Origin of the sequence: Rhodoligotrophos sp. CJ14 (assembly GCF_038811545.1) — a bacterium.
GTDB lineage: Bacteria > Pseudomonadota > Alphaproteobacteria > Rhizobiales > Im1 > Rhodoligotrophos > Rhodoligotrophos ferricapiens.
Map to the genome: position 1 here is coordinate 3,715,145 of NZ_CP133319.1, position 14,390 is coordinate 3,729,534.

Annotated in this window: 14 protein-coding genes; 3 read left to right on the forward strand and 11 right to left on the reverse strand. The window is 63.2% G+C overall.

Translation table 11 applies throughout. The features are described 5' to 3' along the window. Nucleotides 1-5: 5 nt before the first annotated feature. From RCF49_RS17410 to RCF49_RS17460, 11 genes are all read right to left on the reverse strand, one after another. Entirely contained in the window at nucleotides 6-1,469 is a 1,464-nt protein-coding gene (locus tag RCF49_RS17410) for an FAD-dependent oxidoreductase (RefSeq protein WP_342641048.1), read from the reverse strand. After that, nucleotides 1,466-2,164 (reverse strand): ABC transporter ATP-binding protein, encoded by a 699-nt coding sequence (locus RCF49_RS17415; protein ID WP_342641049.1) that lies wholly within the window; start codon nucleotides 2,162-2,164, stop codon nucleotides 1,466-1,468. Before RCF49_RS17415 ends, RCF49_RS17410 begins: the two co-directional genes overlap by 4 nt. Further along, on the reverse strand, nucleotides 2,157-2,912 hold the full coding sequence (locus RCF49_RS17420; protein ID WP_342641050.1) for an ABC transporter ATP-binding protein: 756 nt from the start codon (nucleotides 2,910-2,912) through the stop codon (nucleotides 2,157-2,159). Before RCF49_RS17420 ends, RCF49_RS17415 begins: the two co-directional genes overlap by 8 nt. Further along, nucleotides 2,909-3,940 carry a branched-chain amino acid ABC transporter permease gene (locus RCF49_RS17425; protein ID WP_342641051.1) on the reverse strand — a complete coding sequence of 344 codons (1,032 nt, stop codon included), beginning with the start codon at nucleotides 3,938-3,940 and terminating at the stop codon, nucleotides 2,909-2,911. The genes RCF49_RS17420 and RCF49_RS17425 overlap by 4 nt, the downstream gene beginning before the upstream one ends. Further along, nucleotides 3,937-4,812, reverse strand: a complete 876-nt coding sequence (locus tag RCF49_RS17430; protein ID WP_342641052.1) for a branched-chain amino acid ABC transporter permease — start codon at nucleotides 4,810-4,812, stop codon at nucleotides 3,937-3,939. Before RCF49_RS17430 ends, RCF49_RS17425 begins: the two co-directional genes overlap by 4 nt. A gap of 108 nt (nucleotides 4,813-4,920) precedes the next feature. After that, on the reverse strand, nucleotides 4,921-6,141 hold the full coding sequence (locus tag RCF49_RS17435; protein WP_342641053.1) for an ABC transporter substrate-binding protein: 1,221 nt from the start codon (nucleotides 6,139-6,141) through the stop codon (nucleotides 4,921-4,923). Nucleotides 6,142-6,392: 251 nt separating this feature from the next. Further along, a complete protein-coding gene (locus RCF49_RS17440; RefSeq protein WP_342641054.1) occupies nucleotides 6,393-8,204 on the reverse strand; it encodes an acyl-CoA dehydrogenase in 1,812 nt (603 codons plus the stop codon). 38 nt (nucleotides 8,205-8,242) lie between these two features. Continuing rightward, nucleotides 8,243-9,286 carry a phosphotransferase family protein gene (locus RCF49_RS17445; protein WP_342641055.1) on the reverse strand — a complete coding sequence of 348 codons (1,044 nt, stop codon included), beginning with the start codon at nucleotides 9,284-9,286 and terminating at the stop codon, nucleotides 8,243-8,245. A 3-nt stretch (nucleotides 9,287-9,289) separates the two neighbouring features. Then, nucleotides 9,290-10,051 (reverse strand): SDR family NAD(P)-dependent oxidoreductase, encoded by a 762-nt coding sequence (locus RCF49_RS17450; RefSeq protein ID WP_342641056.1) that lies wholly within the window; start codon nucleotides 10,049-10,051, stop codon nucleotides 9,290-9,292. 5 nt (nucleotides 10,052-10,056) lie between these two features. Next, the gene (locus RCF49_RS17455; RefSeq protein ID WP_342641057.1) at nucleotides 10,057-10,473 is read right to left on the reverse strand and encodes a Zn-ribbon domain-containing OB-fold protein; all 417 of its coding nucleotides are present in this window, start codon (nucleotides 10,471-10,473) and stop codon (nucleotides 10,057-10,059) included. A gap of 11 nt (nucleotides 10,474-10,484) precedes the next feature. Further along, nucleotides 10,485-11,642 carry a thiolase C-terminal domain-containing protein gene (locus RCF49_RS17460; protein ID WP_342641058.1) on the reverse strand — a complete coding sequence of 386 codons (1,158 nt, stop codon included), beginning with the start codon at nucleotides 11,640-11,642 and terminating at the stop codon, nucleotides 10,485-10,487. A 240-nt stretch (nucleotides 11,643-11,882) separates the two neighbouring features. Between RCF49_RS17460 and RCF49_RS17465 the strand changes: the two genes are divergently transcribed. From RCF49_RS17465 to RCF49_RS17475, 3 genes are read left to right on the forward strand one after another with little or no spacing between them, the layout of a single operon-like run. Then, the gene (locus RCF49_RS17465; RefSeq protein ID WP_342641059.1) at nucleotides 11,883-12,698 is read left to right on the forward strand and encodes an enoyl-CoA hydratase/isomerase family protein; all 816 of its coding nucleotides are present in this window, start codon (nucleotides 11,883-11,885) and stop codon (nucleotides 12,696-12,698) included. A 40-nt stretch (nucleotides 12,699-12,738) separates the two neighbouring features. Further along, nucleotides 12,739-14,175 carry a phenylacetate--CoA ligase family protein gene (locus tag RCF49_RS17470; RefSeq protein WP_342641060.1) on the forward strand — a complete coding sequence of 479 codons (1,437 nt, stop codon included), beginning with the start codon at nucleotides 12,739-12,741 and terminating at the stop codon, nucleotides 14,173-14,175. Continuing rightward, nucleotides 14,172-14,390, forward strand: a complete 219-nt coding sequence (locus RCF49_RS17475) for a hypothetical protein (RefSeq protein ID WP_342641061.1) — start codon at nucleotides 14,172-14,174, stop codon at nucleotides 14,388-14,390. Before RCF49_RS17470 ends, RCF49_RS17475 begins: the two co-directional genes overlap by 4 nt.

Below are 14,390 nucleotides of genomic sequence, written 5' to 3' on the forward strand. Positions count from 1 at the left end.
CTCCGTCATGGGCTGTATTGCGCCGCGTTTCGCCCGGCGATGCGGCCGGATGTGAAAGCCCAGCCGAGGTGATGGCCATGGCCTTCGAGGAGCAGGCCACCCTGTCCGGTGGAGCCGGCAGCGAACAGGCCAGCGACCGGTTCGCCCGTGCGGGTCAAGACCTCCAGCCGGTCCGACACGCGCACTCCGCCATCGGTCAGCACCACGAAGGCATGCAGCGGTCCCAGCGCATGCACGGGTCCGGCAGGCACCGTTTTGAATGCGGTACCGAGGGCATCTGCCGGCATGCCGAGCTTGTGAGCCAGACCTGAGACATCACTCGCCTGATGGCAAAGATCGGGCCGGGTGCGCTGATAATCGGGCAAATACGCATAGGCGACACCCGGCGCGGTGGAGACGAAATTCGGCCAGGCCGTATAGGCCTTCGCAAGAGCGTCGTCGAACACGATGAAGGCCGTATTGTCATCGGTTGCCGCCACCGCTTGCCCGGGCGTTACCCCATCGAGACCGAGCTTGCGCCCATCGCGCCCTACCAGCACGGCGCCGTTTCGATAAAGGCTCATCTCCGGCGCGAGCACGGTGGTCATGAAGCCCATGACGAAGGGACGCACCAGTGCCGGCGGCATCGCTTCCAGCCCGAAGCGCATCAACCGGGTCAGTGCAGCTGCCGGTGGGATCTTCTGATAGAACATCCGGCGCTTGGGTGGAGCAAAGCGGAGCACAGGCCCGAGCACCAAGTCCCCATTGAGAATCTCGCCACCGATTGCTTCCACCATGCGCTGGCAGTCGCCCGTTGCGGTGGGATTGACAGCCGGCACATTGGCGAGCGCAGCCGAGGCGAGCGCCGCCTTCATGCTGCTATTGTTGCTATAATCCCCGCCAGCCAGCACGATGCCGCAGCGCGCGACAAACCGGGAGAGACCGGTCTCGGTCGAGGCTTCAATGGCTGTGGCACGGCCGTTCTCAAGCACGATGCGGGTCGCCTGGGTGCGCAGCCGGATATCGATCTTGAGCTTCCGGGCGCGGCGTGACAGGTGAAAGATATACGCCTGCGAGTTCGGCAGCACATTATGCATGCGGGGCACCCGATGCGGAGGCTCTTCCATCGGGCCGAAGAACTCGACGCCCATCGAGCGCAGCCAGGCGAAGGTCTGCGGCACATTCGCCGTGAGAAGGCGGCGAAGCGAGAGATTGTCCCGATTGGCCAGCGGTCCGGCAAGCTTGCCCAAGTCTTCGAAATGGGCTTGCGGATCATCGATGATCCCGCGCTTCTTCTGATGCGGCGTGCCGGACGACGTGATCGAGCCGACCGACCAGCGCGTGCTGCCGCCGAGATGCGGGTTCTTCTCCAGCAGAATCACGGAGCGGCCCTGTTCAGCGGCCGAGATCGCTGCCGCGAGCCCGGATCCACCGCCGCCGACCACCACCACATCGGCGAGCCCGTCTCCGGATGCGCCCTTCGTGCTCATACTGCGAGATGGGCGAGCACCTTGTCGGCCTCCGCCTTCGCCTGGTCGACCGTGCCGCTATAGACGATGGATCCGCGATTCATGACGTGTACCTCATCAGCCACGTGATGGGCGAAATGCATGTCCTGCGCGGCAAGCAGCATCGTCAGCCCCTCCTGCTTCAGGCCGATGATTGCCTCTTCGAGCGTGCGCACCACGATGGGTGAGAGCCCCTCTGTCGGCTCGTCGATGAGCAGCAGGCTCGGTTGTCCCATGAGCGTTCGGGCAATGGTGAGCATCTGCTGCTGGCCTCCGCTCAGATAGCCGCCCTGTCGGTTGCGGAATTCATAAAGCGGTGGAAACACCTCATAGCTTTTGGCCAGGTTCCACTTGATACCCTCCGGATTGTCCTTCTCGGCAATCAGCAGATTGTCCTCGACCGAGAGGTCCGGGAAGATCCGCCGCTCCTCTGGCACATAGCCGATACCCTGCTGTGCCACGCGATAAGCGGGAAAACCGGTGATGTTGCGCCCGCAGAACGTCACGCTTCCCGCGGCCGGTGGAGTGAGCCCCATGATGGTCTTGAGGCACGTCGTCTTGCCCACTCCGTTGCGGCCGAGCAGGCACGCTGCGCGTCCCTTCTGCAGATCGAACGAGACATTGAACAGGATCTGTGCTGCGTCATAAAAGGTGGCGAGGCTGCGGCACTCAAGCATGGCCGTGCTCTCCCAGATAGACCTCCTGCACGCGCGGATTGGCGCGCACCTCGGCGGGATTGCCCTCAGCGATCTTGCTGCCCTGGTGCATGACGGCGATGCGCTGGGCCAGGGCGAACACCATGTCGATGTCGTGCTCCGTAAACAGCAGGCTGACAGCTGAGCGCGCATTGAGATCGCGCACCACATCCACCACCAGCGCCCGCTCCGCAGCGCTCATACCGGCAGTGGGCTCATCCAGCAGCACGACGGAAGGATTGCCCGCCAGCGCCACCGCGAATTCCAGCCGTTTACGGTCGCCGGCGGCCAATTCGCCGGCTAGTCGATCGCCGCGCTGCGCCATGCGCACCTGCTCCAGAAGGTGCTGCACCTCATCCCGAAGCAGATTGCGGGCGGGCTGCAGAAAGCGCGCGCAGAGGCCGCGTCGGGCCATGAGCGCCACCCGCACATTTTCAGCAGCAGTAAGCCTTGGGAAGATGCTCGTGATCTGGAATGAGCGGGCAATGCCGAGATGCACCAGCCGGTGCGGAGCAAGCCCCGCGATGCTGGCGCCATTATAGACGACATCGCCTGAGGTGGGTCGCAGCGCGCCGGAGGCCACATTGAGCAGCGTGCTTTTCCCCGCCCCGTTCGGGCCGATCAGCGCCAGGATCTCGCCCTTATACAGGGTGAGGTTCATATCCGAGAGCGCCTTGAAGCCGCCGAACGTCTTGGTGACCCCGCGAATATCGAGCACCGCTTCGCTCATGGCCGCTGCACCGTCTGCATGGAACCGGCGGCGGGTTCAGGCGAGGAGGCCGGCGCCGCAGCGACGACCTCGGGCGGTTTCGTGGCAGCCTGCCGGCGCCAGCCGCGACGATGCTTTCCAAGAATGGTGCCGAGCACGCCCTCCGGCAGGAACAACACCAAGAGCAGCACCACCACCCCGAAGATGAACAACGGATAATCCGTATAACTCGCCACGAAGAAGTTGAGCACAGTGAAGATCGCAGCCCCGACCGCCGGTCCAAAGAAGGTGTGCATGCCGCCCGCCAGGGTCATCAGCACCGGCTCGGCCGATTGCGGCCAGAACAGCAGCGATGGGAACGCCATCTGATGAAAGGAGGCGCGCAGGGCGCCGGCCAGCCCGGTCAAGGCGCCGGAAACGGTGAAGGCAGCCAGCTGATAGAGCCGGATATTCAGCCCGACGAAGCTTGCCCGTTGCGGGTTCTCGCGGATGGCGGCCAGCGCCGCACCGAAGGGAGATGAAACGATCAGTCGAATGACGACAATGCCGGCGGTGACCACCGCGAGCGTCAGGTAATAGAGATTGATGGTATTGAACAGGAAGTCCGGCGGCATCACCGGCGCGCCATTGTCACCGCCGGTGAACGAGTACCAGCCGGCGACGATGGCGAAGACCAATTGCGAGAAGGCGAGCGTCAGCATGGCGAAATACATGCCGGAGACCCGCACCGTGAAGAAGCCGATGACGAGAGCCAAGAGCCCGGCCACGAAGGGCGCAACGACCATGCCCACCGGCACCGGCAGATCGAGATGCATCTGCAGGAGCGCCACCGTATAGGCCCCCGCGCCGAAAAACGCGGCATGCCCGAAGGAGAGCAGCCCCGTCTGGCCCAGAACCAGGTTGTAGCTCATGGCGAACAGCACGGCGATGAGCACGTCCACCATCAGGAACAGGTTGCTTTCATCGATCACCCAGGGCAGGAGCGCCAGCACTGCGAGCCCCGCAAAGGTGGCGATCAGCCGCCACGGTCCGGTCGCGCCCGCCATCATACGCGCCTCCCAAGCAACCCTTGGGGCCGCAGCAGCAGCACCGCGCAGAGGGCGATGAAGATAAAGGCGATGGCCAGCCTGGGCGCCACCATGATGCCGAGCGACTGCACGATGCCGATGATGAGGGCGGCAGCAAGCGCGCCCGGGATGCTGCCGCTGCCACCGATAATCACCACCGCAAAGGATTCGATGATGATGGAATTGTCGATGCCCAGCGAAACCGAACCGATGGGCGCTGCCAAAGCGCCGCCGACGCCGGCGAGCCAGGCTCCCAGGCCGAACACGAGCGTATAGAGCCGCGGAACGTTTATCCCCAGCGCGCCGACCATTTCCGGGTCGACCACCGCGGCACTGATCGTGCGGCCGAACCGGGTGCGCTCGATCATCCAACTGAGGCCAGCGGCGATGACCAAGCCCAGAATGATCACCAGGAGGTAATAGGCCGGGAAGGGGCGGCCGAGAATATCGAGGCTGCCGCTGAGCATGGGCGGATAGCCGACCGAGCGATAGGCGCCGCCCCAGATCATCTTGATCCCATCGGAAATGATGAGCGTCGCCGCGAAGGTCATGATCAGTTGATAGAGATGCTCGCGCTTGGCGATGCGGCGCAGCAGGAAGAATTCGAAGACGAGCCCGAAGGCGGCCACCACCAGCGGCGCAACGACAAGTGAGGCGACGAAGCCGAGATCGGACCCGCCCAAGGCCGTGGTCACCGCATAGGCGGTGAAGGCGGCCATCATATAGAAAGAGCCGTGAGCGAAATTGGCGATCCGCAGCACACCGAAGATCAGTGTCAGGCCTGACGCGACCACGAACAGGATCATCCCCCGGCTGACGCCGCTGAGAAGCTGGATGAGGATGTCGGTCAACATGCGCGGTCGGTCACATCTACGCAAACGAAAGGTCGGATCTCGGTCAGCGATGACGCTGGCCTACGGCGGTCACGGCGCATCTCCTGTAAGACGCGCCGTGGCACCGGTTCATTTGTTGCGGTCGGCCAGGATCTCTTCGGGCGTCGGCATGACTGTTGCCGCCTCGATCCGCTGAATATTGACCAGACCCTTGAAGGGAAGCCCCTCGACCTTGCCGGTGGTGCCGAGGAATGACGGCACGTCGCCCTGATGGTCCACGTCCCGGAAGGTGAGCGGCCCCTGCAAACCGTCATACTTGAGCTTGAGGATTGCCTCGGAGACGGAATCCGAGTCCCAGTCCTCGGCAGTCTTGATGCCCTCGGCCAGGATCATCATGCCGTCATAGCCCATCACGGCCCAGTCCGAAGGATACTTGCCATATTTGTCTTGGTATTTCTTGATGAACGCATCCATCTTCGGGCTTTTGGTGCCGAAGGGGGGCGCATACATCTGGCCGAGGATCCCGTCGGGCATGTCGTCGCCGAGCGCGACGAGGTCATCCAGGAACAGGAGGGTCGCGAACTTCGTCTTCTCGAAGAAGCCGTAGGGCTTGGCCTGCTTGATGAAGGCGATCAGGTCGGCACCCCAGAGATAGGAGAATACGATGTCCGGCTGGGCCGATAGCAGCTGGGTGATATAAGGCGTGAAGTCCGGCTCGCCGAGCTTGGGCCATTGCTGGTTGATGATCTTGGCGTTCGGATTGACCTTGGCCAGCCAATCGCCGAAATACTTGATCGCCTGGTGGGAGGCTTCGTAATCGCCGCCGATGAAGGCGATTTTCTGATTGTCCTTGCCGATACCTTCGGCCATCGCACGCGCCAGCATGGTGCCGCTCGGCACGATCGTGAAGAAATAGGGGTGGAACAGCTCGCCCACCAAGCGCGGCGTGTTCGGGATCGTCATCACGACGACCTTCTTGTATTGCTTGGCCACATTGGTGACGGCAACACCAACCGAGCTCGCATCCGGGCCGATGAGGTAATCCACCTTCTCGCGCACGATGAGATCGCGGGTGAGGCTCGAGCCCAGCTCGGGCTTCAGCGCTGAGTCGCGCACCAGCAGCTCGAGCTTGCGGCCCTTGATGCCGCCGGCTGCGTTGATCTCGTCGATCGCAAGCTGCACGGCATCCACCTGAGCTTTCGCGTAAGTCGCTGCGATGCCCGTAAGATCAGTGGTGAGGCCAATCTTGATTGGCTTCTCTTCGGCCTGCGCTTGCGTGGCGGACAAGCCAAGGACAGCAGAGCACGCAGCCGCGATAACGCCGCGGCGCGAGACTGAAAACCGGTTCATTCATTCCCTCCCGGGTTGGGCGCTCTTTTTGGCGCCTCGCGAGTGGTCTTCCCAACGAACGATGATGGGTGAGCCTCATCTTGTTGACGGTCTGTCCGACAACAGGTCAATCTTAGCTCATTCCCTGTTGGCCGCAAGTCGAAACTGCTGCGCATACGAGTGGCGTGCAGGGCAGCCGCTTGCGTCATCACTGGGCTTGACCCGGTGATCCAGGGGGCCGCGGGGAAACCTGTGCCGCTTGCGGGCGGGGATCAGAACCAGCTGTCGCGCATGTCGAGGCAGGTGGGATCACGGCGGCGCAGCAGGGCATGGCCGGTCTCCACCTGCGGCAACTCCCACCGGAAGAAATACTGGCAGGCCCGCAGCTTGCCGGAGTAGAAATCGCGGTCGGCCGAAGAAGCATCGCCGCTGCTGAACCGGTGCGCGGCAGTTATCGCTTGGATGAGCCACATCCAGGCGATGACCGTATGGCCGAAAACATCGAGATAGATCGAGGCATTGGCCAGCCGCCGTTCGGCATCGGTCTCGTCCCGTAAGACAGCCGTGGTTTCAACCAGCGCATCCAAGGCACGGGCCAACTCCACGCCCCATGTGCGGACATCCGGATTGGCGCTTGCCTCCGCCTGCTGTACCGTCTTGCCCATCCGATCGATGATGAGGCGGAAGGCGGCCCCATCATCCATCATCACCTTGCGGCCGAGCAGGTCGAGCGCCTGGATGCCGTTGGTGCCCTCATGGATCGGGTTCAGACGATTGTCCCTGTAGAACTGCTCCACGTCGAATTCGCGCGTATAGCCGTAACCGCCATGCACCTGGATGGCCAAGTCATTGGCGGCGAGGCAGTATTTGGATGGCCAGGCCTTGGCGACCGGCGTGAGCACATCGAGCAGGAGGTTGGCACCGGTGCGCTCCTGCGCAGATGACGCCGTGGTCTGTTCATCCACCAGCCTTGCGCAGGAAAGAATCAGGGCGAGTGCGCCCTCCACATAGGCCTTCTGGGCAAGCAGCATGCGCCGCACATCCGCATGCGCGATGATGGGCACTGGAGGCTGGGTCGGATCCTTCGCGGCAGGCGGCCGGCCCTGCAACCGGGTACGGGCATAGTCCAGCGCGTGGAGATAGCCGGTATAGCCGAGCATGGTCGCACAGCGACCGATGGCGATACGCGCCTCGTTCATCATATGGAACATATAGGCAAGCCCCTTGTTAGGCTCGCCCACCATGGTGCCGATCGTGGGGCCGCTTTCGCCGAAATTCAGCACGCAATTCGTGATGCCCCGAAATCCCATTTTGTGATTGAGGCCGGCCAGCACAACATTGTTGCTGGCGCCCACGGAGCCGTCCTCGGCCACGAGCCGCTTTGGCACCACGAACAGCGAAATGCCCTTCGCACCGGGCGGGGCACCACGCAGCCGCGCCAATACCAGGTGAATGATATTCTCGCTCAGCTCGTGATCGCCCGCTGAGATCCACATCTTGGAACCGGTGATCCGATAGGTGCCATCCGGCTGTGGATCGGCAATGGTGCGGATATCGGCGAGCGACGAGCCGGCTTGCGTTTCGGACAAGCACATGGTGCCGAGGAACCGGCCACTGAGCAGACCGGGCAGATAAAGCTGCTTCTGCTGCTCCGACCCGTAGCGCGCGAGCAGATTGGCATTGGCGATCGTCAGCATCCCGTAGGAAGCGGTGCTGACATTGGCCGCATCGAAGTAAGCATAGCAGGCCTGCGTGATGGTCATCGGCAGCTGCATCCCGCCATGCGCTGCATCCTGCGTGGCGGCAATGAGGCCGGCTTCCGCGTAAGCCCCGATTGCCGCCTTCACCTCGGGGATCATCTCGACCCGGCCATTGACGAAGCGCGGCTCGTTCTGGTCCGACAGCTTGTTGTGCGGCCGGAACAGGTTGGCGGCAAGCTGGGCGGAAAGGTCGAGAGCGCTATCAAACGTCTCGCGGCCATGCTCGGCAAAGCGCGGGCGGCTGCTGAGGCTTTCCGCGTCGAGCACCTCATACAGCAGAAAGTCGAGATCGCGCCTCGAAAGCAGCATGGCCGGTGTCGTCATGGACCTCTCCTCAACACATCCGCGCGCCGCTCAGCGCATCAACGTGCTTCCACTATGGCGGCCCAACCGGCTTGAGCGCAAACAGATGCGAGGGCGCCACGCTGGCGGGCGTCCGGCGAGGCCGCGTTGCCATCGAGCGCCCGCTTGAACACGCCCTGCAGAATGGCGGCCAGCCGGAACAGGGCGAAAGCCACATAGAAATGCCACTGGTCGATATGGCTGCGGCCCGTAAGGCGGCAATAGGCCTGGAGATAGTCTGCCTCCCGCGGAATGCCGCTTCCTGCAAGGTCGCGCCCTTTGAGACCGCCGAAGGCATGCGGCGGCAGATGCCAGGGCAGGCAGTTATAGGCGAGATCACCGAGCGGATCGCCCAGCGTGGAAAGTTCCCAATCCAGCACCGCCAGAATCTTTGGCTCGGATGGATGCAGGATCAGGTTTTCGAGGCGGAAATCGCCATGCACGAGCGATGCGGGACCCTCTGCCGGCAAATTGGCGGGCAGCCAGGCGATCAGCTCTTCCATCTCGGCAATGCTGTGCGTCTCGCTCGCGCGATACTGCTCGCCCCAGCGCTTCACCTGGCGGGCATAATAGCCTTGCGGCCGGCCGTAATCCGCAAGGCCCGCAGCGTTGAGATCGACCTGGTGCAGGGCGGCGAGACAGGCGGCCATGGCGTCATATGTGGCTGCACGCTCCTGAGGTGAGAGGCCGGGAAGTTCCGGCTCCTTGATCACCCGCCCCGCCACATAATCCATGATGAAGAACGTGGTGCCGAGGATCGTTTCATCTTCGCAGAACAGATGCAGGCGCGGCACCGGCACTGGCGTTGTCCTAAGCGCCTGCATCACCCGATATTCCCGATCGATGGCATGGGCGGAAGGCAACAGCGGCCCCGGCGGCCGCTTGCGCAGCACATAATGCCGATCGCCGGCGCGGAGCAGGAATGTCGGGTTGGACTGGCCGCCGGTAAACGGCGTAATCTCGAGGTCGCGCCAGTCGCCCTCGAGGCGCGGTGCGAGATAGGCGGCCAGCGCCGCGCCATCGAGAGCCGCGGGAGAAGCCTTGGGCGTGGTCAGGGTCATCATACCTCAGCTGGCTGAATAGCCGCCATCCACATAGAGCGTCTGGCCATTGACGAAGCCGGCCGCGTCGGAAGCAAGGAACAACAGCGGGCCTTCGAGATCGCTGATCTCGCCGAGCCGGCCGAGTGGCGTGCGGTCGATGATCGCCTGATAATATTGCGGGTGCTTGGCCACCATGTCGCGATTGAGATCAGTGACGATCACCGTGGGCCCGAGCGCATTCACCGTGATGCCATGCGGCCCGAGCTCGATGGCGCAGGCCCGGGTGAAGTTGACGAGCCCGGCCTTTGCCGCGGAATAGGCCGAACGGCGCGCAAGGGCCCGGGCCGCGAGGATCGAGCCCATATTGATGATGCGCCCGCGCCCGCGCTCGATCATGCGCGGCGCCACGGTCTTGCTGCAGAGGAACGCACCTTTCAGGCTGACATCGACGATCCGGTCCCATTCCTCTTCCGAAAGATCAAGGAGGCGCTTGGGCGAAGTGATGCCGGCATTGTTGATGAGGATGTCGATCGGGCCAAGCTCCTGCTCGCATCTGTCCATCGCCGCGGTGATTTGGGCGGCATCCAACACATCGGCCTGGATGGCCAGCGCCCTGCCGCCGTGCTCACGGACGGCCTGGGCCACCGCCTCGCACTTGTCGAGCGACCGGGCGACCACCGCCACGGCCGCGCCCGCATTGGCCAAGGTGCGGCAAGCCATGCTGCCCAACCCGCCGCCACCGCCGGTGATGAAGGCTGTTCTACCGGTAAGATCGAAGGATGGCATGGCGGTCACGCCTCGCGTGGCTTGAACTTCGGTAGCACGACGCCCCCCTGGCCCTCTTCGAAGGTCACCTCGACCGGCATGTTCCCAATGATCGCATGGGGATCAAGGCCGATGACGTTGCTCACCATCCGCACCCCTTCTTCGAGATCGATGAGGGCGACCACATAGGGAACGTCTTGGCCATAGACTTCGCGCGGCACCGGGTGCTGCACCACGATCCAGCTATAGACCGTGCCGCGGCCCGAAGCTTTGAACCACTCCGTCTCTGTGGAATGGCATTTTGGGCAGGTCCGCATGGGCGGAAACCGTGGCGTCTTACAGCTCCCGCAGCGCTGGATCATCAGCCGATGCGCACGGCAGCCTTCCCAGAACGGCGCGGAATCACTATCGGCAACGGGGACCGGCTTGGAGAAGTCGTTCATGGCTCTAATCCTCAGGCCCTGAGCACCATGGCACTGCCGCAGGTCATGGCACCCGCGGTGGTGAGGGCAATTTCCGCATCGGCGATCTGTCGTGGTCCGGCATCGCCACGCAGCTGCCGCACCGCCTCGAGCACGTGATTGAGGCCGTGGATATAGGCCTCCGACAAGAGGCCTCCATGGGTGTTGAGCGGCAGGCTGCCGTCGCGCTTGATCGCACCGCTGGCCACGAACGGCCCGCCCTCGCCGGGCTTGCAGAAGCCAAAGCCTTCGAGCTGCATGATCACGCTATAGGTGAAGCAGTCGTAGATCTCGGCCACGTCCACATCGCTTGGGCCAACGCCGGCGCTGCGCCAGAGGTCGTCTGCGATATAGGCCGCATAATTCTGGGAGTGATCGGGCCAGCGAATGGCATCGAATAGGTCTTCGCCCTGGTTGGGGCCTCCGCCATAGGCACCGCCCATGATGTAGACCGGCTTGTGCTTGAGGTCGCGCGCATGCTCCGCCTTGGTGACCAGAACAGCGCAGGCGCCATCGCTCTCCAGGCAGATATCGAGCATCCGGAACGGCTCGACGATGAAGCGCGAGGCCATGTAATCATCCATGGTGATCCGCTCGCGCTGCATCGCGCGCTCGTTGAGCGATGCATTCTCCCGGAAGGTGACTGCCACACTGCCGAGCTGCTCGGCGGTGGTGCCATATTCGATCATGTGCCGGCGGCACCACATGGCCATCGCCTGCGGATAAGTGATCCAGCCGAAGGGAGCCGTATACTGAGTGATGCCGCGGGCCTGGAACTCGCGGCCGCCGCCCAAACGGAAGCCGGAGCGGCCATTCATGGCCCGGAAACACAGGACCGATTTGGCAAGGCCCGCCTCGATCGCCGCCGCAGCGGTCAACGTGATGAGATTTGCAGCATTGCCGCCCCCGGCAAAATCGACGGCATAGCCGGCATTGGGAATGCCAAGCGCGGTCGCCACGCCGATGGCGGGGACTGAATCGCCGAAATTATAACTGACGATGCCGTCGATCTCCTCGACCGGCACGCCCGCGTCATCGGCCGCCTTCTGACAGGCCTCGACGGCGAGGTTCAGCACGGTCGTTCCGGAGTTCTTCGTATAGGCGGTCTCGCCGATGCCGGCGATCGCGTATTTATCCCTGAGGGTGAACATGGCTGCCATCCGGGTCGCGTGAGGTTCTTTCGTATACTATTCACCGCTTGTCGGACAAGAGGTCAAGGCGAAACCTTCTCAAGAGGCTATGGCTCCTGTGATGCGATTGACCGCATGTCGGACAAGCCGCATAATCATGACTCAAATGGGGGCGACCGGCTCTTGGGAACAGTGGCGTTAACCTGCTGCAATCGGCGCCCCGTGCCTTCAGATTGCGACAAAGAACGAGGCGGCGAGCGGATGGCGGCGGTGAATGAGGCTGCAGGTGACCAACAGGAGCGTGTGCTCTGCGCTGTTGAGGATGGGGTGGCGACCATAACACTGAACCGCCCGGATCAGCTCAACCCGCTCGACCGGCTTACAGTCGCGGCATTGCTGGAGCAGGTACAGCAGCTTGAGGCGGATGGTAGCGTTTCGATCATCGTGCTGCGTGGTGCCGGCCGGGCCTTTTCCGCGGGCGGTGATCTCGAAGGCTATATGCAGCTGTACCGGGATCGTCCCGAGTTCATGAAATTCCTGCGGAATTTCAACCTCCTGCTGGAGGAGATCGAGCGCTCGGAGAAGATCTATGTCGCGGTGGTGCACGGCCATTGCGTGGCCGGCGGGCTGGAGCTGATGCTGGCCTGTGACATCGTGCTGGCGGCCCATGAGGCGCAGATTGCCGATGGGCATCTCAATTTCGCGCAGCTGCCCGGGGCCGGCGGCTCGCAGCGCCTGCCGCGCGCGATCGGCGCGCTCAAGGCCAAGCTCCTGGTGCTGACAGGGCGGACCATTGGCGGCGAAGAGGCCGAGCGCATCGGGCTCGCAAGCCTTTCCGTGCCGCGTTCCGAGCTTGAGGCCGCGCTGGATGGTCTCATTGCCGACCTGAAGCGCAAAAGTCCGCTGGGGCTGAAAGGCGCCAAATACCTGATCAATACCGGTGGGCTCGGCGCCCGCGATGCCGCTCTGGAACTGGAGCTGCACTATGTCCATCACTATGCGACCACATCGCACGATGCCTATGAAGGCCTCGCCGCCTTCAAGGAAAAGCGCAAGCCCGATTTGAAAGGTGAATAGGCCTTAAGGTCCAAGAAAAGAAGATGGGGAGCGAATGCCAATGGTTGTGCAGGCTCTGAAGAGCGATGGCCGGACGGCTGAGACGGAGGATGGATCAAGCCTCATCGCGGCGCTGAGCGCCTTGAGGCGTGAGGAGCTTGAGGCGCTGCAATTCGCCAAGATCAAGCGGCAGCTGGCCCGAGCCTATGCCCGGAATGGCTTCTATCGCGCGCGCTTTGACAAGGCTGGTGTCAATCCTGACGAGATCCGTAGCCTGGCGGAATTCCGCGCGCGAATACCGACAATGGGCAAGAAGGATTGCCTTATCGACCAGGAGGCGCATCCACCCTTCGGTGAACGCGTGGGCGTGCCCCGCGAGGATGTGGTCCTGATGAACCTGACCGGCGGCACTTCTGGCCAGGGCCAGGAGGTCTATGGCCGCACCAATCACGATATCGCGATGCAGGGCCATATGCACTATCTGCCTTGGTACATGGCCGGTTTGCGGAGGGGGTGCTCGGCACTCAACTGCGTTCCCGCGGGCGGGCTCACCACCGGCGGCTGGGGCCCGACCGAAGGCTTCCGTGTGGCGGGCGTGACGTCGTTTCCGGTGGGAGGTGTAACTTCGACGGAAGCCAAGATCGACCTGATGCGCCGCTTCCGCGAATTCCACTTCATCTACGCCTCGACCAGCTATCTCCACACCCTCACCGAGGCCTTCCGGCGTAAGGGCATCGATCCAAAGGCCGAATTCCCCATGCTGCGCACGCTCTACATCGCCGCCGAGCCTTATCCTGTGGAATGGGCCCAGCGCATCGAGGCGTTTTGGGGCGCGAGGCTGCACGAAGGCTATGGCAGCACGCAAGGGGCGGGCTTCATCGCCGGCACCTGCGAACATGGCGCGATCCAGGGCGACAGGCGCGGGGTCATGCTGGTCTTTGAATGGCACCAGCTGGTGGAGATCGTGAACCCCGACACCATGGAGCTGGTCGCCCCCGGCGAAGAGGGCGAGATCGTACTGACCAATCTCGATATTGTCGGCTCGCCGGTGATCCGCTTCCGCACCGGTGACAAGGGCCGCTATATCCCGCCCGGCGCGGGGCCGAGCGGCCGCAATTGGATCGGCATCGAGGCCGGCACCATCGGCCGCATCGACGACATGATGAAGATCCGCGGCAACAACATGTGGCCGAGCGCGGTCGACAACGTGGTGTTCCGCAGCGACAAGGTCTGGGAATATGCAGGCCGCGTATTCACCGACGATCATGGCCGTACCCAGGTGGAGCTGAGACTCGCCTTCAAGGAGGGCGTCAGCTTGAGCGATGCCGAGCGCGCTGCCTTCCTTGCGGACCTCACCGCGGAATTGAAGCAGACGACCAATATCGCCATGCAGATTCTCGTCGTTAATCGCGCCGAGCTGCCGAGCTACGAATACAAGAGCCGGCGCTGGAAGGACGAGCGGGCAGAGGGCTTTCGCAGCGGAGAGCTGAGCAAATGACGGGCGGGGCAATACCTCAAGCGGCCTTATCGCTGGATGAGCAGCGCGCGCTCGTCCTCGAGATCCGGGATCTGGCCTCGCGGCTCGAGCAGGGCGCCGATCCGTTCCTCGCCGGCCACATCCTGCATTTGCGCGAGCGCGTCGAGGTGCTGCTGGAAATCCTCGAAACTGCGCCCTCGGCAGTATCGGTGCTGCTGTCGCATGGCGGCCGGTGA

What these genes read in the sequence shown, in the direction of transcription:
- RCF49_RS17410 (WP_342641048.1), bottom strand. Translation starts at nt 1,469, where the DNA reads ATGAGCACGAAGGGCGCATCCGGAGACGGGCTCGCCGATGTGGTGGTG.
- RCF49_RS17415 (WP_342641049.1), bottom strand. Translation starts at nt 2,164, where the DNA reads ATGCTTGAGTGCCGCAGCCTCGCCACCTTTTATGACGCAGCACAGATC.
- RCF49_RS17420 (WP_342641050.1), bottom strand. Translation starts at nt 2,912, where the DNA reads ATGAGCGAAGCGGTGCTCGATATTCGCGGGGTCACCAAGACGTTCGGC.
- RCF49_RS17425 (WP_342641051.1), bottom strand. Translation starts at nt 3,940, where the DNA reads ATGATGGCGGGCGCGACCGGACCGTGGCGGCTGATCGCCACCTTTGCG.
- RCF49_RS17430 (WP_342641052.1), bottom strand. Translation starts at nt 4,812, where the DNA reads ATGTTGACCGACATCCTCATCCAGCTTCTCAGCGGCGTCAGCCGGGGG.
- RCF49_RS17435 (WP_342641053.1), bottom strand. Translation starts at nt 6,141, where the DNA reads ATGAACCGGTTTTCAGTCTCGCGCCGCGGCGTTATCGCGGCTGCGTGC.
- RCF49_RS17440 (WP_342641054.1), bottom strand. Translation starts at nt 8,204, where the DNA reads ATGACGACACCGGCCATGCTGCTTTCGAGGCGCGATCTCGACTTTCTG.
- RCF49_RS17445 (WP_342641055.1), bottom strand. Translation starts at nt 9,286, where the DNA reads ATGATGACCCTGACCACGCCCAAGGCTTCTCCCGCGGCTCTCGATGGC.
- RCF49_RS17450 (WP_342641056.1), bottom strand. Translation starts at nt 10,051, where the DNA reads ATGCCATCCTTCGATCTTACCGGTAGAACAGCCTTCATCACCGGCGGT.
- RCF49_RS17455 (WP_342641057.1), bottom strand. Translation starts at nt 10,473, where the DNA reads ATGAACGACTTCTCCAAGCCGGTCCCCGTTGCCGATAGTGATTCCGCG.
- RCF49_RS17460 (WP_342641058.1), bottom strand. Translation starts at nt 11,642, where the DNA reads ATGTTCACCCTCAGGGATAAATACGCGATCGCCGGCATCGGCGAGACC.
- RCF49_RS17465 (WP_342641059.1), top strand. Translation starts at nt 11,883, where the DNA reads ATGGCGGCGGTGAATGAGGCTGCAGGTGACCAACAGGAGCGTGTGCTC.
- RCF49_RS17470 (WP_342641060.1), top strand. Translation starts at nt 12,739, where the DNA reads ATGGTTGTGCAGGCTCTGAAGAGCGATGGCCGGACGGCTGAGACGGAG.
- RCF49_RS17475 (WP_342641061.1), top strand. Translation starts at nt 14,172, where the DNA reads ATGACGGGCGGGGCAATACCTCAAGCGGCCTTATCGCTGGATGAGCAG.